Annotated in this window: 23 protein-coding genes; 11 read left to right on the top strand and 12 right to left on the bottom strand. The window is 71.5% G+C overall.

Annotated elements, in window-relative coordinates; all coding sequences use genetic code 11:
* The first annotated feature begins 27 nt into the window (after positions 1 to 27).
* From BLQ62_RS17520 to msrA, 4 genes are all read left to right on the top strand, one after another.
* A complete protein-coding gene (locus tag BLQ62_RS17520; RefSeq protein ID WP_068529086.1) occupies positions 28 to 1,446 on the top strand; it encodes a fatty acid desaturase family protein in 1,419 nt (472 codons plus the stop codon).
* Between the two features lie 33 nt (positions 1,447 to 1,479).
* Positions 1,480 to 2,874, top strand: a complete 1,395-nt coding sequence (locus BLQ62_RS17515) for an FAD-dependent oxidoreductase (protein ID WP_331711124.1) — start codon at positions 1,480 to 1,482, stop codon at positions 2,872 to 2,874.
* The gene (locus BLQ62_RS17510) at positions 2,871 to 3,332 is read left to right on the top strand and encodes a GNAT family N-acetyltransferase (RefSeq protein ID WP_068529092.1); all 462 of its coding nucleotides are present in this window, start codon (positions 2,871 to 2,873) and stop codon (positions 3,330 to 3,332) included. Before BLQ62_RS17515 ends, BLQ62_RS17510 begins: the two co-directional genes overlap by 4 nt.
* Positions 3,333 to 3,409: 77 nt before the next feature.
* Complete coding sequence (msrA, locus tag BLQ62_RS17505) at positions 3,410 to 3,943, top strand: peptide-methionine (S)-S-oxide reductase MsrA (protein WP_068529095.1); 534 nt, start codon at positions 3,410 to 3,412, stop codon at positions 3,941 to 3,943.
* Position 3,944: 1 nt separating this feature from the next.
* Here the strand turns inward: msrA and BLQ62_RS17500 are convergent, their stop codons facing one another.
* The 3 genes from BLQ62_RS17500 to aroA are packed head-to-tail and all read right to left on the bottom strand — an operon-like array spanning position 3,945 to position 7,438.
* Positions 3,945 to 5,120: a glycosyltransferase gene (locus tag BLQ62_RS17500; protein ID WP_139184238.1), complete on the bottom strand. Its 1,176-nt coding sequence runs from the start codon at positions 5,118 to 5,120 to the stop codon at positions 3,945 to 3,947.
* A gap of 32 nt (positions 5,121 to 5,152) precedes the next feature.
* Positions 5,153 to 6,145 (bottom strand): ribosome small subunit-dependent GTPase A, encoded by a 993-nt coding sequence (rsgA, locus tag BLQ62_RS17495; RefSeq protein ID WP_068568232.1) that lies wholly within the window; start codon positions 6,143 to 6,145, stop codon positions 5,153 to 5,155.
* Between the two features lie 3 nt (positions 6,146 to 6,148).
* On the bottom strand, positions 6,149 to 7,438 hold the full coding sequence (gene aroA, locus BLQ62_RS17490) for a 3-phosphoshikimate 1-carboxyvinyltransferase (RefSeq protein ID WP_068568233.1): 1,290 nt from the start codon (positions 7,436 to 7,438) through the stop codon (positions 6,149 to 6,151).
* A gap of 71 nt (positions 7,439 to 7,509) precedes the next feature.
* Here aroA and BLQ62_RS24025 point away from each other — a divergent pair, with 71 nt between their 5' ends.
* From BLQ62_RS24025 to BLQ62_RS17475, 3 genes are read left to right on the top strand one after another with little or no spacing between them, the layout of a single operon-like run.
* Entirely contained in the window at positions 7,510 to 8,412 is a 903-nt protein-coding gene (locus BLQ62_RS24025; RefSeq protein ID WP_176582429.1) for a hypothetical protein, read from the top strand.
* A 33-nt stretch (positions 8,413 to 8,445) separates the two neighbouring features.
* Positions 8,446 to 8,898, top strand: coding sequence for a redox-sensitive transcriptional activator SoxR (gene soxR, locus BLQ62_RS17480; RefSeq protein WP_068568235.1), 453 nt, complete (start codon positions 8,446 to 8,448; stop codon positions 8,896 to 8,898).
* A 40-nt stretch (positions 8,899 to 8,938) separates the two neighbouring features.
* The gene (locus BLQ62_RS17475; protein ID WP_068529113.1) at positions 8,939 to 9,697 is read left to right on the top strand and encodes an SOS response-associated peptidase; all 759 of its coding nucleotides are present in this window, start codon (positions 8,939 to 8,941) and stop codon (positions 9,695 to 9,697) included.
* A 51-nt stretch (positions 9,698 to 9,748) separates the two neighbouring features.
* On the opposite strand, the gene BLQ62_RS17470 is transcribed toward BLQ62_RS17475, so the two are convergent.
* Together BLQ62_RS17470 and BLQ62_RS17465 are read right to left on the bottom strand one after the other, a co-directional pair.
* Complete coding sequence (locus tag BLQ62_RS17470) at positions 9,749 to 11,101, bottom strand: NAD-dependent succinate-semialdehyde dehydrogenase (protein ID WP_068568236.1); 1,353 nt, start codon at positions 11,099 to 11,101, stop codon at positions 9,749 to 9,751.
* Positions 11,102 to 11,206: 105 nt separating this feature from the next.
* The gene (locus BLQ62_RS17465) at positions 11,207 to 11,599 is read right to left on the bottom strand and encodes a VOC family protein (protein ID WP_231857713.1); all 393 of its coding nucleotides are present in this window, start codon (positions 11,597 to 11,599) and stop codon (positions 11,207 to 11,209) included.
* Positions 11,600 to 11,661: 62 nt separating this feature from the next.
* Between BLQ62_RS17465 and BLQ62_RS17460 the strand changes: the two genes are divergently transcribed.
* Positions 11,662 to 12,387 (top strand): helix-turn-helix domain-containing protein, encoded by a 726-nt coding sequence (locus tag BLQ62_RS17460; RefSeq protein WP_231857714.1) that lies wholly within the window; start codon positions 11,662 to 11,664, stop codon positions 12,385 to 12,387.
* Here the strand turns inward: BLQ62_RS17460 and BLQ62_RS17455 are convergent.
* The 4 genes from BLQ62_RS17455 to BLQ62_RS17440 form a co-directional block, all read right to left on the bottom strand.
* Positions 12,338 to 13,180, bottom strand: a complete 843-nt coding sequence (locus tag BLQ62_RS17455; protein ID WP_139184237.1) for a CPBP family intramembrane glutamic endopeptidase — start codon at positions 13,178 to 13,180, stop codon at positions 12,338 to 12,340. The two genes, BLQ62_RS17460 and BLQ62_RS17455, sit on opposite strands and share 50 nt — an antisense overlap.
* Positions 13,181 to 13,227: 47 nt before the next feature.
* Positions 13,228 to 15,339 carry an SDR family oxidoreductase gene (locus BLQ62_RS17450; protein WP_068568239.1) on the bottom strand — a complete coding sequence of 704 codons (2,112 nt, stop codon included), beginning with the start codon at positions 15,337 to 15,339 and terminating at the stop codon, positions 13,228 to 13,230.
* 121 nt (positions 15,340 to 15,460) lie between these two features.
* Positions 15,461 to 15,952: a Cys-tRNA(Pro) deacylase gene (gene ybaK, locus BLQ62_RS17445; RefSeq protein ID WP_068529123.1), complete on the bottom strand. Its 492-nt coding sequence runs from the start codon at positions 15,950 to 15,952 to the stop codon at positions 15,461 to 15,463.
* Between the two features lie 191 nt (positions 15,953 to 16,143).
* Positions 16,144 to 16,782: a hypothetical protein gene (locus BLQ62_RS17440; RefSeq protein WP_139184236.1), complete on the bottom strand. Its 639-nt coding sequence runs from the start codon at positions 16,780 to 16,782 to the stop codon at positions 16,144 to 16,146.
* 298 nt (positions 16,783 to 17,080) lie between these two features.
* Here BLQ62_RS17440 and BLQ62_RS17435 point away from each other — a divergent pair, with 298 nt between their 5' ends.
* Both BLQ62_RS17435 and rsrA read left to right on the top strand, forming a co-directional pair.
* Positions 17,081 to 17,755: a sigma-70 family RNA polymerase sigma factor gene (locus BLQ62_RS17435; RefSeq protein ID WP_082756841.1), complete on the top strand. Its 675-nt coding sequence runs from the start codon at positions 17,081 to 17,083 to the stop codon at positions 17,753 to 17,755.
* On the top strand, positions 17,752 to 18,033 hold the full coding sequence (gene rsrA / locus BLQ62_RS17430) for a mycothiol system anti-sigma-R factor (protein WP_068529127.1): 282 nt from the start codon (positions 17,752 to 17,754) through the stop codon (positions 18,031 to 18,033). The genes BLQ62_RS17435 and rsrA overlap by 4 nt, the downstream gene beginning before the upstream one ends.
* A gap of 84 nt (positions 18,034 to 18,117) precedes the next feature.
* On the opposite strand, the gene BLQ62_RS24500 is transcribed toward rsrA, so the two are convergent.
* On the bottom strand, positions 18,118 to 18,192 hold the full coding sequence (locus tag BLQ62_RS24500; RefSeq protein ID WP_372456759.1) for a 50S ribosomal protein bL37: 75 nt from the start codon (positions 18,190 to 18,192) through the stop codon (positions 18,118 to 18,120).
* An 85-nt stretch (positions 18,193 to 18,277) separates the two neighbouring features.
* Here BLQ62_RS24500 and BLQ62_RS17425 point away from each other — a divergent pair, with 85 nt between their 5' ends.
* The gene (locus tag BLQ62_RS17425) at positions 18,278 to 19,771 is read left to right on the top strand and encodes a sensor histidine kinase (protein ID WP_068568242.1); all 1,494 of its coding nucleotides are present in this window, start codon (positions 18,278 to 18,280) and stop codon (positions 19,769 to 19,771) included.
* 71 nt (positions 19,772 to 19,842) lie between these two features.
* Here the strand turns inward: BLQ62_RS17425 and BLQ62_RS17420 are convergent, their stop codons facing one another.
* Together BLQ62_RS17420 and BLQ62_RS17415 are read right to left on the bottom strand one after the other, a co-directional pair.
* A complete protein-coding gene (locus BLQ62_RS17420; RefSeq protein ID WP_013125780.1) occupies positions 19,843 to 20,097 on the bottom strand; it encodes a WhiB family transcriptional regulator in 255 nt (84 codons plus the stop codon).
* Between the two features lie 375 nt (positions 20,098 to 20,472).
* Positions 20,473 to 21,468, bottom strand: coding sequence for a diacylglycerol/lipid kinase family protein (locus BLQ62_RS17415; RefSeq protein ID WP_068530412.1), 996 nt, complete (start codon positions 21,466 to 21,468; stop codon positions 20,473 to 20,475).
* Positions 21,469 to 21,502 lie beyond the last annotated feature (34 nt).

Below are 21,502 nucleotides of genomic sequence, written 5' to 3'. Positions count from 1 at the left end.
CGGCCCGACTGCGCGTAGCCTGAAGACGTGGCTATCACTGATGTCGGCGAATACGCGCACCTCGACGACGCCGATATCGCGCGACTCGCAGCCGAGCTGGACGCGATCCGCGCCGAGATCGAGGCGTCCCGCGGCGAGCGGGACGCGCGGTACATCCGCGGCGTGATCCGCGCCCAGCGCGGGCTCGAGGCGGCGGGGCGGCTCGCGATCCTGGGCTCGAGGAACCGCTGGTTCTGGGCCGCGGGCGCGGGCATGCTCGGGGTCGCCAAGATCATCGAGAACATGGAGCTCGGGCACAACGTCATGCACGGGCAGTGGGATTGGATGAACGATCCCGAGATCCACTCCACCACGTGGGAGTGGGACATGGCGTGCCCCGGCGCGCACTGGAAGCACTCGCACAACTTCCTGCACCACAAGTACACCAACGTCCTGGGCAAGGACCTCGACATCGGGTACGGCGTCATGCGGGTCACCCGCGACGAGAAGTGGGAGGCCAAGCGGTCCGCGCAGGTCCTCAACAACCTCTTCCTCGGGCTCACCTTCGAGTGGGGCATCGCCCTGCACGACATCGAGCTGGCCGAGGCGATCGCCGGCAACAAGCCGTGGCCGCAGACGCGCAAGCAACTGCGCGAGATGGGGCTCAAGGCGGCCCGCCAGCTGGGGAAGGACTTCCTGCTCTACCCGGCGATCAGCAAGGCCGTCGGCGGCTCGTTCGGGCGCACGCTCACCGCGAACCTCACCGCCAACATCGCCCGCAACATCTGGACCTACGTGGTCATCTTCTGCGGGCACTTCCCCGACGGTGCCGAGAAGTTCACCACCGAGTCCATCGACGACGAGACGCCGGGCGAGTGGTACCTCCGGCAGATGCTCGGCAGCGCGAACATCTCCGGCGGGCCCGTCATGGATTTCATGACCGGCAACCTGAGTTACCAGATCGAGCACCACATGTTCCCGGACCTGCCCTCGAACCGGCTGGCCGAGATCGCGGTCAAGGTCCGCGCGATCTGCGAGAAGTACGACCTGCCCTACACGGAGGGCTCGCTGCTGCGCCAGTACTACCTCTCGCAGCGCACCATCGCCAAGCTCTCGCTGCCGGACCGGTGGCTGCGCGCCACCGCCGACGACGCCCCCGAGACCGCGTCCGAGCTGCGCTTCGCAGCGGTGCGTGAGCGGCTCGCGCTCGCGCAGGAGAACGCGCACGAGCGGCTCGTGCACGCGCAGGAGGCGGCGCACGACCGGCTCGCGCTGGCGCAGGAGAACGCGCACGAGCGGCTGGTGCACGCCCGCGAGGCCGCGCACGCCGCCCAGGAGGAGGTCGAGCGCGTCGGCCTGCGCTCGGCGATCGCCGAGGCCGCACGGCACAAGGTCGAGCAGAAGCGCATCGAGGTGGAGGCCAAGCGCGCGCGTCGCGGCCGCCGCCGGCGCTCGGGTGTGGCGTAGAATCGGGACTTTGGGCAGCCTAAGAAGGGCTGCGTGTCGATCGTTCCGGGAGTGTTGCAGATGAAGCCCTTGCGCGTCGCGATCGTGGGTTCCGGGCCGTCGGGGTTCTTCGCCGCCGGGAACCTGCTCGAGCAGGACGACATCGACGTCCAGGTCGACGTGTTCGACCGGCTGCCCACGCCGTTCGGGCTGGTCCGCTACGGCGTGGCGCCCGATCATCCCGCGATCAAGTCGGTCACCAAGATCTTCGACCGCACGGCGCAGCACGAGAACTTCCGCTACTTCGGCAACGTCGAGGTCGCGACCGACGTCACCGCCGCCGAGCTCGCGCAGTGGTACGACGCCGTCATCTACGCGATCGGGGCGTCGGGCGGTCGCCGCCTCGAGGTCGACGGTGCCTGGCTGCCCGGTAACCACCCGTCGAGCGACTTCGTGGGCTGGTACAACGGCCACCCCGATCGCCGCGACCTCGACGTCGACCTCGCCGTCGAGCGCGCCGTCGTCATCGGCAACGGCAACGTCGCGCTGGATGCGGCCCGGATCCTCGTCACCGACACCGACAAGCTCTCCGGTACCGACATGGCCGAGCACGCCCTCGAGGCCCTGCACGGCTCGTCGGTGCGCGAGGTGGTCGTCCTCGGCCGCCGCGGCGCCGAGCACGCCGCGTTCACCCCCTCCGAGGTCGCCGAGCTGGGCAAGCTGCCCGGCGTCGACGTGATCGTCGACCCCGCGGACGTCCCCGCCGAGGACAAGGAGCGCGACAAGGCCCGCCCGCCCGTCGAACGCAACAACCTCAAGCAGCTGCGCAAGCTGGCCGCCCAGGAGCCCACCGGCGCCGACCGGCGGATCGTGCTCAAATTCCTGCGCTCGGTGGTCGGCATCGGCGGAGAGGACCGGGTGCGGTCGGTGTCGGTGGCGACCAACGAACTCGTGGCGGGGGAGGACGGCGCCGTCGAGGCGCAGCCCACCGGCACCGTCGCCGAGCTCGACGCCGGCCTGGTCATCCATGCCGTGGGCTACCACGGCACCCCCATCCCGGGGATCCCGTTCGACACCGAGCGGGGCGTCTTCCGCAACGCCGAGAGCCGCATCGTCGGTTACGACGGCGCGCCCCTGCCGGGCCACTACGTCGTGGGCTGGATCAAGCGCGGACCCTCGGGCGTGATCCCCACCAACCGCGACTGCGCGCGCGACACCGTGGCGGTGCTGCTCTCCGACGTCGCCGAGGGCCGGTTCACGCCCAGCGGGTTCGACGGTGCCCAGGTGGAGCGGTTCATCGTCGACCGGGTGCCGAACCTCGTGGAGTACGACGGCTGGATCGCCATCGACGCCCACGAGACCGCGCTGGCAGAGGAGGACGAGCGGCCGCGCGTCAAGCTCACCAGCGTCGACGCGATGATCGACGCCGCGCAGGCCGCCGCGGAATGATCGCCCGCGCGGATTTCGACGATCCGGCTCTGGCGGCCTTCCTCGCCGCGCACCACGCGGACATGGCGCCCACCGCACCGCCCGAGAGCCAGCACGCGCTGGGGCTCGACGAACTGCGCGCGCCGCACGTGCGGCTCTGGACGCTGCACGACGACGGGGTCCTCGTGGGCACCGTCGCGCTGGCCGGGCTCGAGGACGGCCACGAGGAGCTCAAGTCGATGCGCACGGCGCCGCACGCCCGGGGCCGCGGCGTCGCGCGCCGGCTGCTCGCGGTCGCGCTCGAGGACGCGGGGGCCCGTGGGGTCCGCCGGATCTCGCTCGAGACCGGCGCCCAGGAGTTCTTCGCGCCGGCCCACGCGCTCTACGCCGCACACGGATTCGTGCCGTGCCCGCCGTTCGGCCACTACACCGAGGATCCGAACAGCGTCTTCCTGACACGGCCGGTGCATCGGGAATGACCCGGGTACCGTTGCTGTTGAGATCCAACAGCGCCCCGAGCCCATCGGGGAGAGCCTGAATAGGAGCGAATATTCATATGACTGACAACGGCACCATCACCACGATCCCCGGCCGCGAGACCGCGGTGCTCGCCGGCGGATGCTTCTGGGGAATGCAGGATCTGCTGCGCAAGCAGCCTGGCATCGAGAGCAGCCGCGTCGGTTACACCGGCGGGTCCAACGACCACGCCACGTACCGCAACCATCCCGGTCACGCGGAGGCCGTCGAGGTCGTCTTCGACCCCACGAAGACGAGCTACCGCGACATCCTGGAGTTCTTCTTCCAGATCCACGACCCGTCCACCAAGGACCGGCAGGGCAACGACGTCGGGTCGAGCTACCGCTCGGCGATCTTCCCGCTCTCGCCCGAGCAGGAGCAGGTCGCTCGCGACACCATCGCGGACGTGAACGCCTCGGGCATCTGGCCCGGTGACGCGGTCACCACGATCGAGCCCGTGGGCCCGTTCTGGCAGGCCGAGCCGGAGCACCAGGACTACCTGGAGAAGTACCCGGACGGCTACACCTGCCACTACCCGCGCCCGGGTTGGAAGCTCCCCAAGCGCGCCTCCTGAGTCAGGTCAGGACCGCCGGGAACGCGGCGAGCTCGGGCAGTGCCTGAGTTCGCCGCGCGAACCGGAGGGCGTTGCGGCGGTAGGCCGGATCGTCGAGAACCTTCGTGGTCGCGGCGGCGATGGACTGCGCCGTCACGGCCACCGGGTCGAGGGCGATGCCCGCGCCGAGCAGCTCGGCCTGCGCCGCGTTCGCCGGATGGTCGCCGAACAGGGGTAGGAGCACCGTCGGCACCCCGGCCTGCAGCGATTCGCGCACGCCGTTGAACCCGCCGTGCGTGATGAACGCGTCGCAGGTCGTGAGCACCGTCTGCTGATCGACGAAGTCCGTGATCACCACGTTGGCGGGCGGATTCGGCACGGGGTGCGTGCCGACCGCGACCACGGCCCGCACGTCCAGCGTTCCGAGCGCCGCGATGATCGCGTCGAGCAGTGCGGTGCCGATGCCGATCTGCGGGGCCACCGAGCCCAGGCTCGCGAGCACGAGCGGGCGGTCCGCGGGCAGGTCCGCGATCGCCGGGTCGAGTGGCGCGTGACGGCGCGGGCCCGGCCGGAAGCAGTGCACGTTCTCGATCGATCGCCCCGGTGGATAGAAGTCCACCGGGGTCTGCGCTATCCGCGGGGGCTGCGGCGGGTCCGACAGCGCCTCCAGCCCGTGGGCGCGGCGCACCGCGGAGAGCACGTCCAGCACGGCGGGCGCGTGCTCGTCGAGCATCGGCGCCACGTCGAGGATCGCCTCCCGGCAGCCGAGCCGCTCGGCCACCAGGTGCCCGCCGAACTCGGTGTTGTCGCGCAGGATCAGATCCGGCACGTCGTCGCCCAGAGCGTCGAGCAGCGCCGTCGCCGCCCGGTGCGCCAGCACGCCGATGAACGCCCGCGCAGAGACCCGCGGGTCCGCGGTGGGTAGCACGTCCCCGATCTGCGGAGGATCCGTCGGCGGGACGTAGTCGGTGACGGAGAACTCCTCGGCCCGCAACGCCGGGTCGGTCACGATCTGCCGCATCTCGGGTACGCCGGGCAGTGCCAGCACGTCGAATCCGTACTCGGCCACCAGTTCCCGTCCGGCCTCGGGCACGGCGACGGTGACCCGGTGCCCGGCGTCGCGCAGCGCCGCGGCGGCCGGCAGGACGAACGGGACCAGGTGCGAGTAACCGGCGATGCCGGTGATCAATATCTTCACACAACTAACGATATCGGAGCGGGTGCGTACCCTCACGCCCAATCGGGGGTGGAGCCCAGATCCGCGAGCAGGCCGCGCACCGCCATCGCCCGACGGTGCGCCGTCCCCTTCAGCCCGTCCAGGCGGCACTCGGGATCGGCGGGCGGCCCCAGGTGTGAGCAGCCGCGCGGGCAGTCCTGGACGGCCTCGTCGAGGTCGGGGAACGCGGCGATCACGTCCTCGGTGGAGATGTGCGCGAGTCCGAAGCTGCGGATGCCCGGGGTGTCGACGACCCATCCGCCCTCCGGCAGCCACAGCGCCACCGATTGGGTGGAGGTGTGCCGGCCCTTGCCCACGCCGGAGACCACGCCGGTGGCGCGGTTGGCATCGGGTACGAGCCGGTTGACCAGCGTCGACTTCCCGACGCCGCTGTGCCCGATGAGGGCGCTCACGCGTCCGGTGAGCAGGTCGCGTGCCGCGTCCAGCGGGTCGTCGCGGCCGGCGGCGATCACGGTGAGGTCGAGGTCGGCGAAGGCCGCGGTGAACTCCTCGGCGTCGGCGAGGTCGCCCTTCGTCAGGCACAGCACCGGGGTGAGTCCGCCCGCGTAGGCCGCGATGAGTGTGCGCTCGACGAAGCCGGTGCGCGGCGGCGGGTCGGCGAGCGCCGTCACGATGAGCAACTGCTCGGCGTTGGCGACCACGATCCGCTCGTACGGGTCGGTGTCGTCGGCGGTGCGGCGCAGCACCGTCCTCCGCTCGTCCACCCGCACGATGCGGGCGAGCGTGTCCTTGCGGCCCGTCAGATCGCCCACGACGCCGACGGAGTCACCGACGACGATCGGCGTGCGGCCCAGCTCGCGAGCGCGCATGGCGGTGATGACCCGGTCGGGGTCGCCGTCGAGTGCGCAGCCCCACCGGCCGCGGTCGACGGAGACCACCATGGCGGCCGCGGCGGCGCTGTGGTCGGGCCGGTTCTTGGTGCGCGGCCGACTGCTCTTGCCCGGGCGCACCCGGACATCGCTCTCGTCGTACTCGCGCTTACCCAAGGCTCACGATTCGGTGCCGAGGAGTGCGTGCCACAGCGCGGGGAAATCGGGCATCGTCTTCGCCGTGGTCGCGATGTCCTCGACCTCCACACCCTCGGTGACCAGGCCCAGGATCGCGCCGGCGGTCGCCATCCGGTGGTCGGCGTAGCTGTGCCAGACGCCGCCGTGCAGCGTCGCGGGCTCGATGTGCAGGCCGTCCTCGGTCTCGGTGCACCGCCCGCCGAGGTTCGTGATCTCGGTGGTCAGGGCCGCGAGCCGGTCGGTCTCGTGGCCGCGCAGGTGGGCGATGCCCCGCAGCCGCGAGGGGGAGTCGGCGAGGGCTGCCAGCGCTGCGACGGTGGGCGTCAGCTCGCCGATGTCGCGCAGGTCCCAGTCGACGCCGTGGAGCGCGCCGGTGCCGCGCGCGACGAGCGCACCGTCGGTGTGCGCGACCTCTGCGCCCATGGCCGCGAGGATGTCGGCGAACTGGACGCCGGGCTGCGTGGAGCGCGGGTTCCAGTGCGGCACGGTGACGGCGCCGCCGGTGACCGCGGCCGCGGCGAGGAAGACGGTGGCGTTCGACAGGTCCGGCTCGACGGTCCACTCGTGCGCGCGGAGCCCGCCCGGCGCGACCCGCCACGTGTTCGCCTCGGAGGTGTCGACCTCGGCGCCGGCGGCGCGCAGCATGTCGACGGTCATCTCGATGTGCGGCATCGACGGCACGGGCTTCCCGTCGTGGTGCACCGTGACGCCCTCGGTGAAGCTCGGGCCGCTCAGCAGCAGGCCGGAGACGAACTGCGAGCTCGCTGAGGCGTCGATGGTGACGGTGCCGCCGCGGATCGGCCCGTGGCCGTGCACGGTGAAGGGGAGGGCGTCGCCGTCGATGCGGGCGCCGAGGCCGCGCAGCGCGTCGAGCACGGTGCCCAGGGGCCGGATCCGGGCCTGCGGGTCACCGTCGAAGGCGACGGTGCCGTGCGCGCCCGCCGCGAGCGGGGGCAGGAAGCGCATGACGGTTCCGGCGAGGCCGCAGTCGACCGCGCCTCCGTGCAACTCGCCGCCGGTCACCGCAACCGTGGTGTCGGTAACGACGTCGACGTGCGCGCCGAGCGCCCGCAGTCCCCGCGCCATGAGGTCGGTGTCGCGGCTGCGCAGCGCGTTCGTCAGCGTCGAGCGCGACGGTGCTTGCGCGGCAAGGATGTACGCGCGATTGGTGATCGACTTCGAGCCGGGGAGGGCGACGGTGCCCGTCACCGGACCTGCGGCGAAGGGCGCGGGCCATAGCTCCAACTGCTCCACGCGCTCATCCTCGCACATGAGGGTCGCCTCACCGCGTGCTACCTTGCTGGGCGAAACAGGTCAGGTCGTCACCGCCGGGAGATCTTTCGATGAAGCGCACTCGTACGTTCGCGAGCAGGGCCGTCGTGGCCGCTGCCACCCTTGCCACCCTGGCGGCCTCCACGGGCGTCCTCGCCCCGGCCGCCTCGGCCGATCCGAAGCCGGGCGAGCCGAAGCCGGCCGCCGCGCCGGTCAACCGCGCGGGGGAGCTGGTCATCGGTTCGGGCAACCTGCCCGACAGCCTGGACTTCGAGGGCGCGGTGCTCTCGGGCGCCGCCGCCGGCTGGAACGCCGCCTGGGCCTCGCTCAACCGCGCCGCCGTCACGCCGCCCGAGTGCAAGGTGCTCTACGCGGGCCTGCCCATCCCGAAGGGCACCGACACCGCGCAGACCAACGGCTCCACCCGCGGCGTCGAGTGGTCGATGGTGATCTCCAAGTTCGCCATGGACCTCGCCCCGCTGCGCGCCGCGCTGCCCAAGTGCGGCACCTTCAAGGCGGTCCGCGACGGCGCGACCAGCGAGCTGAGCGTCCGCCCCATCGCCGTCACCGGCGCCCCGGACGGGCTGGGCCTCGAGTTCACCGCCAAGATCAAGCGCGGGAACCAGGTGCAGTACCTGCAGTCGCGCCAGTACACCGCCGTGGTCAACGGCGTGACGATGTCGCTGCGCGGCGGCCGCGATTCCCGCGAGCCCGCGCCCTTCATCGGTGCCGATGACCAGCTGGCCGTCGACCTGCTGGGCGTGCAGATCGCGATCCTCAAGAACCCGCCGGAGCCCACGACCCCGCCGGTCAAGCCGGCACCGTCGGCCAAGCCGGGCGCGCCCTCGGCGAAGCCCGGCGCGCCGTCCGCGAAGCCCGCGGCCCCGTCGGCCAAGCCGGCCCCCGCGAAGCCCGCGGCCCCGGCCGCGAAGCCGGCGCCCGCCTCCGCGCCGGCGCCGCAGCCGGCGCGCTGATCCCTGAACTAACGTTCAGGTAATGTGCATCGGGTGGAGACCACCCGGGAGTTCAGCGTCGGCCAGCTGGCCGCGCGCAGCGGTGTCGCCGTGTCGGCGTTGCACTTCTACGAGCGCGAGGGCCTGATCTCCGCGCGCCGCACGTCCGGCAATCAGCGCCGCTACCCGCGGGAGACGCTGCGCCGCGTCGCGTTCATCCGGATCAGTCACCGGGTGGGCATCCCGCTGGCCACGATCCGCGAGGCGCTCGCCACGCTGCCCGACGGCCGCACGCCCACCAAGTCCGATTGGGAACGGCTCTCGCAGTACTGGCACGACGACCTCTCGCACCGGATCGACGAGCTCACCCGGCTGCGCGACAACCTCACCGACTGCATCGGCTGCGGCTGCCTGTCGATGGCCTCGTGTGCGCTCGCGAACCCGCACGACGCCCTGGCCACGACCGGCGCCGGGCCGCGGCGCGTGTTCGACGAGTTCCGCTCGTAGCGCGCCGGAAACCGTCGGTGCCCCGTCGTAGGCTGGGCTCATGTGCGGACGCTACGCGGTGACCACCGATCCGGCGCTGTTGGCGGCGGAGATCGATGCCGAGGACGAGACCGAGGGCACGGCGCTGGACGTGCCCGGGTTCAACGTCGCGCCCACCACGAACATCGTGGCAGTGGTCGCCCGGCACCCGCGGGAGGCGCCCGCCGATCCGGCGACGCGGCGGCTGCGCGCCATGCGGTGGGGGCTGCTGCCGCACTGGCAGAAGACGCTGAGCGGGCCGCCCCTGTTCAACGCCCGCGCCGAGTCCGTGAGTGAGAAGCCGGCGTTCCGCACCGCGGTCAAGAACAAGCGCTGCCTGATCCCGATGGACGGCTGGTACGAGTGGCAGGTGCTCGATCCGGAGGCGAAGAAGCCGCGCAAGCAGCCCACCTACCTCACCCCGGTCGACGGGACGCGGATGTACATCGCCGGGCTGTGGTCCGTGTGGCGTCCCGCCGATGCCGGCCCTGACGTGCCGCCCACGCTGTCGGCCACGGTGCTCACCACCGACTCGGTGGGCCCGCTGCGGGCGGTGCACGATCGGATGCCGCTGGTGCTCACGCCGGACGCCTTCGACGCGTGGCTGGATCCGGACGGCCCCGTCGACCCGGCGCTGCTGCGGCCGCCCGCGCTGGAAGTGGCCGAGCGGATCGAGATCCGGCCGGTGTCGGCTCTGGTGAACGCCGTCGCCAACACCGGGCCGGAACTGATCGAGCGCGTCGAGCCCGGCAGCGAGCCGGGGCAGCTCAGCCTGCTGTAGGGCCCTTCGCGCGGCGACCTCGCACCGGTCGCCGCGGGGCGCCCCGTCGGCCTACTTGATCGTGCGGATCAGCTTCTTGTTGAGGAACTCCTCGATGCCCAGCGGCCCCATCTCCCGGCCGAAGCCGGAGCGCTTCACGCCGCCGAAGGGCAGCTCCGCGCCCTCGGCGAGGACACCGTTGACGAACACCATGCCGGCCTGGATGCCGTCCGCCATGCGGGCGGCCTGCTCGGGGTCGGTGGTGAAGACGTACGAGCCGAGCCCGAAGGGGGTGTCGTTGGCGAGCGCGAGGGCCTCGCCCTCGCCGTCCACCTTGTAGACGGTGGCGACGGGCCCGAAGAGCTCCTGCCGGAACGCCGGGTTGTCCTCGGTGACCTCGGTGAGCACCGCCGGCGGGTGGAAGGCACCGTCGCGCCGGCCCTCGATGGCCAGGTGCGCGCCCGCCTCGACGGCCTGCGTCACCTGCTGCTCCAGCGCGATCGCCGCGCGCTCGGAGGACAGCGGCGCGATGCCGTCGCCGGCGGCCAGCAGCTTGCCGGTGAACTTCGCGAGGAAGTCGTCGTACAGGTCGGACGCGACGATGAACCGCTTGGCGGCGTTGCAGGACTGTCCGGTGTTGTCGAGGCGGCCCGCGACCGCGGCGTCGACGGTGGCGTCGAGGTCGTCCGTCGAGAGCACGATGAAGGGGTCCGAGCCGCCGAGCTCGAGCACGCACTTCTTCAGGTTGCGCCCGGCGATCTCGGCGACGGTCGCGCCCGCCCGCTCCGAGCCGGTCAGCGAGACGGCGGCCACGCGCGGATCGGCGATGATGTCCGCCGCCTGATCGTTGGTGACGCGGATGTTGACGTAGGCGCCCGACGGCAGTCCCGCCTCGGCGAAGATCAGCTGCATCGCCTCGGCCGATTCGGGGCACTGCGGTGCGTGCTTGAGCAGGATCGTGTTGCCCGCGGCCAGGTTCGGGCCCGCGAACCGCGCCACCTGGTAGTAGGGGAAGTTCCACGGCATGATCCCGAACAGCACGCCGATCGGGGAGCGCCGGATGACCGCGGTGCCGTCGCCCTCGAGCAGATCCAGCGGTTGGTCCGCGAGGAACTTCTCGGCGTTGTCCGCGTAGTAGGTGTAGATCGCGGCCGAGAAGTCGACCTCGCCGAGGGCGTCCTCGAGCGGCTTGCCCATCTCCCGCTGGATGATTCCGGCCAGCATCTCGCGCCGCTCGGTGTGCAGTTCGGCGACCCGGCGCACCAGTGCCGCCCGCTCGGCGACCGTCGACTCCTGCGGCCAGCGGCGCGCGGTCCGCGACGCCGCGTCGATCGCCGCCTCGATCTCGGCGGGCTCCGCCGTGGGGTAGGTCTGCAGGACCTCGCCGGTGGCAGGATCGGTCACGGCGTACTGGATGTCGGCCATCGTGGGATCTCCTCGTGGGGGACGGAATCGGTTTTCTCCCCCCACGATAGGCAGATCCGGCGGTTCGCGTGTCCGCTCCGACCTACTGGCTTCGTGCGGCCCGTCCTACAGCGGGGCGAACAGCTGCACCTGGTAGCCGTCCGGATCGAGGACCCCGGCGTATCGCTGCCCCCACGGCGCGTCGAAGGGTGCCATCGCGCTCGGACTGCCCGCGGCGACGAGCTCGTCGTGCACCTCGTCGACCACGGCGGGGGAGGAGCACAGGACGCACAGCGTCGCGTTCTGCCCGGGCTGCTTGACCCACCCCGGTTCCATGGAGCGGATCACCGCGGCGGTGTCCCACATCAGCCGCATCCCGCCCGGCAGCGCCGCCTCCACGTGCGGCTGCCGTTCGGCACCGTCGGGGATGTCGAGTCCGAGGCGGCGGTAGAACGCGAGGGAGGCGGGCAGGTCCTCGGTGACCATGCCGATGGCGTCGAAGCGCAGTCGTCGTGTCATGCGGCCCACGGTAGGCGCGCGGGGCGGCACCGTCTTGAACGTTCCGGACATACGCTCGAAGGGTGAGTGCAGCACCCGTGTCGCTCCCGTCGCGCTACGCGGAGCGACCGTCGACCGTCCCCGGTGCCGTCCGCTGGCGCGCCACGGGGACGGGCGGTGCCGCGCTGATCCTGCCCGACGGGTGCATGGACGTCATCGTCGTCGACGGTGCGCCGATCGTCGCCGGCCCTGACGCCGTCGCCGCCCGCGTATCCGGTTCCGACGGTGCGCGTCTCGACGGTGTGCGGTTCCCGCCCGGGATGCTGCCGCAGCTGCTGGGGATCGGTGCCGACGAGCTCACCGGCAGGCGAGTGCCGTTGGCGGAGGTGCTGCCGCATCGCCGGCGCACCGCCGGTGACGACCCGGAGGCGATCGCCGCCGCCCTGCTCGACGGCGTGGACCTGGACCGCCGGATCACCGGCATCGTCGCGCGATTGGGTGCGGGACGCGCGATCGGTGCGGTCGCCGCGGAGGCGGAGCTGGGCGAGCGGGCCCTGCACCGCCTGGCCCGCCGGTCCTTCGGCTACGGCCCGAAGACGCTCGCGCGGATCCTGCGGTTCCAGCGCGCCGCAGCACGGATCGGTGCGGGGGAGAACCTCGCCGCCGTCGCGGCATCGGCCGGCTACGCCGACCAGGCCCACCTCACGCGGGAGGTCCGCGCGCTCACCGGGACCACGCCCGGCGAACTGCGGAGGCCGATCAGCGGCACGGATCCAGGCGCCGCCCGGCGCGCAGCGCGGAGGCGGTGAGGACGAGTCCCGCCACCGCCAGGGTGCCACCGACGCCGAACCACGAGAGTGCGTCGTCGCTGAACCGCTGTCCGGCGATAGCGACGCCGACGTGGAAACCGCCGTGCACGCCGACGGCGCCCCACAGCGATCGCGTCCACAGCAGCACTCCGACGGCGAGCAGGGCCATGCCGAAGGGCAGGGCGAGGTACGCGAGGTGGTCGCCGACGGTCTGCTGCCCGCCGCTGGAGACGAGGTGGATCGCGGTGAAGCCGAGCGTGGTCACGACGATCGCGACCAGCGGACGCTCGCGCATCGAGGTGAGGAGCCAACCGCGGAACAGCAGCTCCTCGGAGGTGCCCTGCATCAGGAACGCTTGCGAGACGACCGCGATCACCGTGAACCCGGCGGACGCGCTGGAGCCTTCACCGACGGCGGCCGTCTGCGCCGGGAGCGCGAGTGAGACGGCGGCCACCAGCGCCGCGCAGGCGGCCGTCCCGATGAGCAGCCAGGCCGGTGAGGAGCGCGTGAAGACCCACCCCGTGCTGCGGAGCGGCCGACGTTCGATGTGCCGGCACCAGAGCCACACCACGCCGACGACGGTGGCGCAGACGACGGCGTTGGACGCGACGGCCAGGGCCAGGCCCAGATTCGTCCGGTTGAGTCGCTCGCCGTCCAGCACCGCCGCGCTGAGTGCGAGCACCGCCGTCCCGATGACATTGGCGCCGAACAGGGTTCCGACCGCGACGACGACGCGGATCGCGATTCCCGTCGGAGTCAGGGGCAGACGGGGTTGGTGCACTGGCGCGGACACACCCCGACCCTAACGACCGGCTGCACCAGGCGCAGGGCGGTCGTGGGTCACCAGTTGATGCCGGGCAGGCGGTTGAGGGTCTTGCGGGCGAGGCGGCGCAGCCCCTGATCGCCGGAGATGCCGAACAGCGGACTGACGGCCGCGGTGGAGATGTCCTTCGACAGGTCCTTCGTCGCCGCGCGCGTGGCCGCGAGCCGACCGCGCGGCGTATCCACCTCGGCCACATCGACTTCCAGCACCTTGGCCGCGCCCTCGCCGTCCCCCTCGGGTTCGGGGAAGAGCAGGTAGCCCTGGTGCTGCGCCGCGGCCGCGATCCGCGGGGAGAGGAACTGGCCGAACTGCGCCAGGGTGCCGAGCGGGGTGTCGATGCGGCGGGGGCGCTCGATGATGGCGCGCACCACGATCTGGCCGGCCTTCTCCACCGAGAGCGCCATGGCGTTGTCGTAGGCGTCCGTCGGTTCGATCATCCGGGTGCGGGTGAGCGGCATGTGGATGTTGGTGAACGTCACGTGGTCGGACATCGTCTCGGCGGCGGTGATGTCGCTGAACGCCTCGAGCGCCGACTTCGACGCGATGTACGCGGCGAACCGCGGGCCGCGCACCTGCACGCCGATCGAGGAGATGTTGACCACGTGCCCCGACTTGCGGGCGATCATGTGCGGCAACAGTTCCAGGATCAGGTAGACGGCGCCGAAGTAGTTCACCGCCATGGTGCGCTGGTAGTCGTGCGCGCGGTCGACCGAGTTGATGGTGGCGCGGCGGATGGACCGGCCGGCGCTGTTGACCAGCACGTCCACGTGCCCGTGCTCGGCGAGGATCTGAGCGACGGTGGTGCGCACGGCTTCCGGGTCCGTCACGTCGCACTGGTAGGCGCGGACGGTGCCCTTCGGCAGGCCCGGCAGGCCCGGCTCGGCCTCGATGCGCAGTACCGCGTCGGCCAGGTCCTCGGGCTTGCGCGCGACGATGAAGACGTGGGCGCCCTTGAGCACCGCCTGCTTCGCCGCCTCCCGGCCGATGCCCGAGGAGCCGCCGGTGAGCAGGATGTGCTTGCCCACCAGGGGGCCGCGCGGATCGTCGCGCCGGTTGCGCGACGGGTCCAGGTGCTCGGCCCAGTAGCGGAACAGGCGCGGCCCGTAGGACTTCAGGCGCGGCAGCGAGACGCCGAGGCGGCTGAGCTCGCGGAAGGTGGCCTCGGAGTCGAACCGGGTGTTGTAGAAGGGGTGGTCGAGCACCGACGGCGGGATGCCGATCTGCCGGGCGATGGTGTCGCGCAGCGCGCGCACCTCGCCCCGCCGGCCCAGGCGCGCCGCGAACTCGCCCAGCGGTGCGCTGGGCACCGGCAGCGTCTTCGGCCCGGAGAAGGCGGGCGCGATGGCGTCGTAGATGGTGGCCATGCTCTGGCCCTTGGGGTCGGCCAGGTGGTACACGGTGCCCGGCGCGGGCGGTGCGGTGACCAGCGCGGCGATCCCGGCGGCGACGAAGTCGACCGGCACGATGTTGGTGTACCCGAGGTTCGCGAACGGCACGTGCAGGTGGTGCGGGATGGTGCCCATCAGCCGCAGGAACGGGAAGAAGTAGTAGGGCCCGTCGATCTTGTCGGCCGCGCCCGTCGTGGAATCGCCTACGACGATCGCGGGCCGGTAGATCTGCCACGGCGCCGCGCTGTCGCGCACCAGGCGCTCGGCCTCGTACTTGGTGCGGTGGTACGGCGTGGGGAAGAACTGCGCGACGTCGAAGTCGGCCTCGGAGAACCAGCCCTCGTGGTTGCCCGCGACCGCGAGCGAGGAGACGTGGTGCATCGTCGCCCCGAGCCGCTCGGCGACCTCGAGGACGTTCCGGGTGCCCACTACGTTGGTCAGTTCCTGCGCCTCCTCGGGCGCCTCCATGTCGTAGACCGCCGCGAGATGGACGACGTGATCGATCCGCTCGGGAAGATCGCCCGGCGCGATCGCGAGGCCCGGCCGGGTGACGTCGCCCGCGACGGGCACCACCTGCGGCGCGAGATCGTGGCCGAGGTCGGCGATCAGCCGCTCGAACCGGGGGAGGGAGGAGTCACGCACCAGCAGGTAGATCGTGCCGTCCCGATCCGCCGCGGCGAGCCGCGCCACGAGGGCACGGCCGATGAAGCCCGTCCCGCCGGTGACGAAGTAGCTGGCCATACCACGAACCTACTTTCCGCTGCGTCCGCCACCAAACCCGGGCGGAGCGCTCCATCACCTTGAGTATCACGGCGCGGCGGACGGCGCCACTGTGCGCTTCATCGCAGTGCCGCCGGAACGGTCAGCCCGGGGCCGCCAGCGGGGCCACCGTCGCCGACGTCGCGGCCACCAGGTCCGACGGTGCCACCTCCACCTCCAGGCCCCGTCGGCCCGCGGAACAGAACACGGTCTCGAAGCCGAGCGCCGACTCGTCGATCGCGGTCGGCAGGCGCTTGCGCTGCCCCAGCGGGGAGACGCCGCCGAGCACGTAGCCGGTGACGCGCCGCACGTCGGCGGGGTCGGCCATCGCCGGCCGGTGCAGGCCCAGCGCCGCGCCCGCCGCCTTGAGGCTGAGCTTGCCCGAGGTCGGCACGATCGCCACGGCCAGCTGCTTCCCGTCGCTGATGACCAGCGTCTTGAAGACCCGCGCCGGATCGTGGCCCAGCGCCTGCGCGGCCTCGCCGCCGAAGGACTCGGCCCGCGGATCGTGCTCGTACTCGTGCACCGCGAACTCGATGCCCGCGCTTTGCAGCGCCGCGATCGCCGGCGTCGCCGCGGCGTTCTTCTTGCCCATGCCGTCCAGTCAACCACCGCACGGCGCAGCGTCCGCACCCGCGACCGACGTCCCCCTCCATCCGTTCCCTCCCCACCGGAACGCCGGTCGTATCGAGGGGGAGAGAACGTATCGAGGGGGAGGGATGGCGGAACGGTGGGGGTGGAACGGAACGAGGGGGAGGCCGACGGTGCGCTGCCGCCGCGAGACCGTCAGCCCTCGTCCGAATGACGGGAGCACCGGTCGTCGAGGTTCGACGGGAGTAGTACGGCGCCGCATTCAGTGCACACGCGCCAGTGCTCCGTCCAGGCCCCACTGCGGGTGCGGAACAGGTACTGAGCGGCGTACCACGCGGAGCGATCGGCCTGATCGGCTGCCTCGTCGGACGGTCCGGACTCGATGGGGGCGGCGGGCACGACACCGGCGAGCAGGCCCGCGACGAAGTAGCGCGACGCCTCCGACATCTCGGCCAGGTCGCGGAAGCTCACGTTGTACGAGCGGTACTCCGGAGCGGCGTGCGGGCACCAGGCGGAGATCCGGCCGGTGTATGTACCGGCCCGCCCCATGAGGTAGTCGCGACACCCTCGCGAACTGACGAACCAGAGCATGTCGTCGAACGGCGCGGGGCCGGTTTCGCCCTCCTCCCACCTCGGCGGGATCGCCAGCGGAGCGAGTTCGCAGTAGGCCGTGCCGTCGTCGCTGTCGAACTGCTGCACCAGGTGCGACCCGCGCTCCGCGGCGACCCGGCGTGCTTCGTCGAGGGACATCCGCTCAGCGTCGTCGCCGAGTCCGCACTGCACGACGGTCGCGGTGATGGCGTCGTCGTACTTCAGATCGCGCAAAGGATGCATGACGCCGTTCTACCCGGTGCCCGGTCGCGCCGCGACGGACTTCCCCCCGATCCGTTCTCTCCCCACCGGAACGCCGGTCGTATCGAGGGGGAGAGAACGTATCGAGGGGGAGGGATGGCGGAACGGTGGGGGTGGAACGGATCGAGGGGGAGGGGACGCATCGAGGTGGAGGCCGACGGTGCGCTGCCGCCGTGCGGGGCACAACAGCGGGAACAAGCCGTCGCGCCGCGCTGTTGCAGAGGTCGTGAGTGCAGGTAGCGGCGTAGCGGTCCTCGAGCGACCGGTAGCCTTCGACGGTATGACGGACGAGGACATCACGCCCGGAGCGGTTGCGGACTCGGCCCTCGATGAGGTGACCGAGACGCCGGAGCAGCTCACGGCCCGTTTCGAGGCCGAGGCACTGCCGCTGCTCGATCAGCTCTACGGTGCCGCGCTGCGGATGACCCGCAACCCGGCCGATGCGGAGGACCTGGTCCAGGAGACCTACGTGAAGGCCTACAGCGCCTTCCGCAGCTTCAAGAAGGGCACCAACCTCAAGGCCTGGCTGTACCGCATCCTCACCAACACCTACATCAACGGCTACCGCAAGAAGCAGCGGCAGCCGGCGCAGTACCCCACCGACGAGATCACCGATTACCAGCTCGCGGCGACGGCGGAGCACAGCTCCACCGGCCTGCGGTCCGCGGAGATCGAGGCGTTGGACGCACTGCCGGACGATGAGATCAAGGAAGCGCTCGCGAAGCTCCCGGAGGACTTCCGCATGGCGGTGTACTACGCCGACGTGGAGGGATTCCCCTACAAGGAGATCGCCGAGATCATGGGTACCCCCATCGGCACTGTCATGTCGCGGCTGCACCGCGGCCGCCGGCAGCTCCGCACCGAGCTGGAGGGCGTCGCGCGGGAGCGCGGCTTCCTGCGGGGGAAGGATTCCGACGGTGCCGAGGGCGCCGCCGATCAGGAGGTCGAACAATGACGTACTCGTCGGACGGCAACCCGGACCTGGAGCTGGACTGCTCCGCCGTGATGGCGGACATCTGGCTGCTCCTGGACGGTGAGTGCGATGACGCCGCGAAGGAGCGGCTCAAGGCGCACATCGACGGTTGCTCGCAGTGCCTGTCGCACTACGGCATCGAGCAGCAGATCAAGGCGCTGGTGGGCCGCAAGTGCGGCGGCGAGCGCGCGCCCGAGGGGCTGCGCGAGCGCCTGACCATCAGCATCCGGCACACCGAGGTGCGCTACCGCGCCGAGTAGACCGCCGTCCGCGTACCGGACACAACGAGGGCCCGTCGACGATGTCGACGGGCCCTCGTTCGCAAGATCTGTTGTCCTGATGGCTCAGGAGTTCGGACGCTTGCCGTGGTTGGCGGCGTTCTTCTTCCGCGAGCGCTTCTTACGTCCACGCTTTCCCATGGCGGTCTCCTTCCTGTCCTCAAGGCTCTTCGCAGTACCGGCTATTGTTTCACGACGGCACCGATGACGACAAAAAGGCGGTCCCATGGCCTCCCTCGCCGATCTTCTGGCGATCCACACCGACCTCCCCGGCCGCGCCGCCCGGCACCTGCAGCGGATCGCCGGCGAGTGGCAGCTGCTGTCCGATCTCTCGTTCGCCGACCTGCGGCTCTGGGTGCGCGACGACCCCGAGGGGGACACCACCGATCCCGCCTACATCTGCATCGCGCAGTGCCGCCCCAACACCACCTCCACCGTCTACGACACCGACGGCGTGGGCGTGGTCGTACCGCCGTGGGAGGCGCCCACGCTGCACGCGGCGTTCGAGGGCGGCGTCGTGGTCAAGGGGGTGACGCCGGCGTGGACGGGCCCGGCCCGCGTGCGACGCGAGGCGGTGCCGGTGCCGTCGAACGGCGAGGTGATCGCCGTGCTCACCCGCGACTTCAACGTCACCCACCCGCGCACCCCCAGCCCGCTGGAGGTCGCGTACACCGAGTGCGCCGACGACCTGTGCACCATGGTCGCGGAGGGCACCTTCCCCGAATCCGAGGAGCTCCCCACCGGTGAGGCGGCGCCCCGTGCGGGCGACGGATTCATCCGCCTCGACGGCAACGGGCGCGTGGTCTTCGCCAGCCCCAACGCGCAGTCCGCCTACCGCCGGATGGGCGCGCCCACCGATCTCGAGAGCAGCGAACTGGCCGAGGCCACGGCCGAACTCGTCGGCGACAGCTTCGAGTCCGAGGATCTGGCGGCCGCCCTCGACGGCGCGCTGCACCGCGGCGAGGGCTCGCGGATCGAGCTGACCAAAGGCGGCGTCACCGTCGTGATGCGGGTCCTGGGCCTGCATCCGCGCGGCCGGCACGACGGTGCCGTGGTGCTGCTGCGCGACGTCACCGAGCTCAAGCGCCGCGACCGCGCGCTGATCTCCAAGGACGCGACGATCCGCGAGATCCACCACCGGGTGAAGAACAACCTGCAGTCGGTCTCGGCGCTGCTGCGGCTGCAGGCCCGCCGCACCCGCAACGACGAGGCCAAGCGCGCGCTGCTCGAGTCCGTGCGCCGGGTGGCGTCGATCGCGCTGGTGCACGAGACCCTCTCGATGAGCGTCGACGAGCACGTCGACATCGACGAGGTCATCGACCGGCTCATCCCGATCATGGGCGACGTCACGCCGGCCGGCGGCTCGGCGGCGGTCACCGTCGTGCGACGGGGCGACGTGGGCCTGCTCGACGCGGACCGGGCCATGCCGCTGGTGATGGTGGTGACCGAGCTCATCCAGAACGCGATGGAGCACGCCTACGAGCCGGGGGAGACGGGGACGATCGAGCTGCTCGCGCACCGCTCCACCCGGATGCTCGAGGTGACGGTCCGCGACGACGGTGCCGGCCTGCCGCCCGGATTCAGCCTCGAGGGCTCGGACCGGTTGGGGCTGCAGATCGTGCAGACGCTGGTGAAGTCCGAGCTGGGCGGCGAGCTGACGTTGACCAGCCGCGAGGGCGGCACCGACGCGGTGCTGCACGTGCCGCTGCAGCCCGCCTGATCCGCGGCGAACGCCCCGGACACGACGAAGGCCCGGTGGAATCCACCGGGCCTTCGTCGAATGCGGCGCTGTTACACAGCGGTGCGGGTGCGCGTGCGCGCGTTGCGGCGCTTGAGCGCGCGGCGCTCGTCCTCGCTCATGCCGCCCCACACGCCGGCGTCCTGGCCCGACTCGAGGGCCCAGGACAGGCACTCGGCGGTCACGGGGCAACGGTTGCAGACCAGCTTGGCGTCCGCGATCTGCGCGATGGCCGGACCGCTGTTGCCCACGGGGAAGAACAGCTCGGGATCCTCGTCGCGACAGATGGCCTTATGGCGCCAATCCATGTCAGTACACTCCATTCAGGCGCATGAGCGCGCCACTGTTAGCAGGTGCCGATCCGACACCGAATTTCCAGGCTGTTAACGCGAAGAGAACCGTGCTGTTTCCGCGTTGTTACGTCATGAATGCTTCCACGTTCCCGGCGAGAGTCAAGAGATTCCGATTCAGAGGTGGGGGATCTCACAGCGGGGGCGGTGAGGACCCCCTTCTGAGGGGTGTACTACACTCCGGCCGGTTCGGCGGCGTGCCCGCAAGAATATCCGTACACGCTGCGGGTTTGCAACAGTTTTCTCGTGTGACGTGATGTATTGCTCAATCCGGTCATCGGATCGCTTCACGCCGAGTCGCTGGGGGACGGGCCGCACGGGCGGCCCCGCGGGTCAGCGCACGCGGGGCAGCGGCGGCAGGTCGGCCACCACGCGGATGCGCTCGGGCGAGTACCAGAACCGAACGTCGGTGCGGTCGCCGAGGTGGTCGCCGTCGACCTGCGCGGGAACGGGAACCGCGCTGCTCACGCGCAGTTCGGGCAGGTCGTCGTGCCGAACCAGGTGGCGCACCGTCGGCCCCTTGGTGCGGCGCGCGGAGAGCATCTGCCGGACCAGTACGAGGTTCGGGATCGTGCGCATCGAGCGGGAGGCGAAGACGCCCAGCCCGGTGCCGTAATCGGTCCCCGGGTTGGTGAACACCGGACGGTCGTTGAGGAAGGTCCACGGGCTCGCGTTCGAGACGAAGGCGAAGTGTGCGCCGTCGATGTCCTGCCAGGTGCCGGGCTCCTCGCCCGGCAGGTGGACGGTCAGCTGCGGCTCGCGGCGCGCGGCGGAGAAGAACGTGCGGATCGAGGTGCGCACGTACCGCGACGACGTGGCCGCCTTGCCCTTCGCGCGCAGCGCCTCCATGTTCGCGATCACCTCCGCGTCGACGCCCATGCCCGCGTTGAACAGGAAGTACCGCTCGTCGGCGCAGCCCAGGCCGATGGTGCGGAAGCTGCGGCGCGCGAGCAGGTCGGTGAGGTGGACGGTGGCCTCGTCGGGCTTGCGCGGGACGGCCAGCGATCGGGCGAAGACGTTCGCGCTGCCGCCGGGGATGACCGCGACGGCGGGCAGTTCGCTCGCCGGGACGGGGGCCGGGCCGCCGGGCAGGCCCTCGCGCCCGAGGATCCCGCACACCACCTCGTTGACCGTGCCGTCGCCGCCGTGCACGATCACCAGATCGGTGCCGTCCGCGCGGGCCGCGGCGGCGAGCTCGGACGCGTGACCGCGGTGTTCGGTCTGCGCCAGGGTGACGTCCAGCGCGGACGCCAGGGCCATGGCGACGAGGTCCCGGCCCGCTGCGGTGATGGACGTGGCGTTCGGGTTGGAGATCAACAGGGCGCGCACACCGAGCAGCCTACCCACCCGTGCCCGATACCCT

The sequence above is a fragment of the Tsukamurella pulmonis genome, assembly GCF_900103175.1.
In the GTDB taxonomy this organism is placed as follows: domain Bacteria; phylum Actinomycetota; class Actinomycetes; order Mycobacteriales; family Mycobacteriaceae; genus Tsukamurella; species Tsukamurella pulmonis.
Note: the sequence above shows the minus strand (reverse complement) of the source record. Positions and strands in the feature narration are given on the sequence as shown.

Bases quoted from the DNA above. Each gene is read 5' to 3' on its own strand.
- rsrA (WP_068529127.1), top strand. From the start codon at position 17,752: ATGACGTACTCGTCGGACGGCAACCCGGACCTGGAGCTGGACTGCTCC.
- BLQ62_RS17420 (WP_013125780.1), bottom strand. From the start codon at position 20,097: ATGGATTGGCGCCATAAGGCCATCTGTCGCGACGAGGATCCCGAGCTG.
- BLQ62_RS17425 (WP_068568242.1), top strand. From the start codon at position 18,278: ATGGCCTCCCTCGCCGATCTTCTGGCGATCCACACCGACCTCCCCGGC.
- BLQ62_RS17510 (WP_068529092.1), top strand. From the start codon at position 2,871: ATGATCGCCCGCGCGGATTTCGACGATCCGGCTCTGGCGGCCTTCCTC.
- BLQ62_RS24025 (WP_176582429.1), top strand. From the start codon at position 7,510: ATGAAGCGCACTCGTACGTTCGCGAGCAGGGCCGTCGTGGCCGCTGCC.
- BLQ62_RS17440 (WP_139184236.1), bottom strand. From the start codon at position 16,782: ATGCATCCTTTGCGCGATCTGAAGTACGACGACGCCATCACCGCGACC.
- BLQ62_RS17470 (WP_068568236.1), bottom strand. From the start codon at position 11,101: ATGGCCGACATCCAGTACGCCGTGACCGATCCTGCCACCGGCGAGGTC.
- BLQ62_RS17450 (WP_068568239.1), bottom strand. From the start codon at position 15,339: ATGGCCAGCTACTTCGTCACCGGCGGGACGGGCTTCATCGGCCGTGCC.
- msrA (WP_068529095.1), top strand. From the start codon at position 3,410: ATGACTGACAACGGCACCATCACCACGATCCCCGGCCGCGAGACCGCG.
- BLQ62_RS17435 (WP_082756841.1), top strand. From the start codon at position 17,081: ATGACGGACGAGGACATCACGCCCGGAGCGGTTGCGGACTCGGCCCTC.
- BLQ62_RS17465 (WP_231857713.1), bottom strand. From the start codon at position 11,599: ATGACACGACGACTGCGCTTCGACGCCATCGGCATGGTCACCGAGGAC.
- BLQ62_RS17475 (WP_068529113.1), top strand. From the start codon at position 8,939: ATGTGCGGACGCTACGCGGTGACCACCGATCCGGCGCTGTTGGCGGCG.
- aroA (WP_068568233.1), bottom strand. From the start codon at position 7,438: ATGTGCGAGGATGAGCGCGTGGAGCAGTTGGAGCTATGGCCCGCGCCC.
- ybaK (WP_068529123.1), bottom strand. From the start codon at position 15,952: ATGGGCAAGAAGAACGCCGCGGCGACGCCGGCGATCGCGGCGCTGCAA.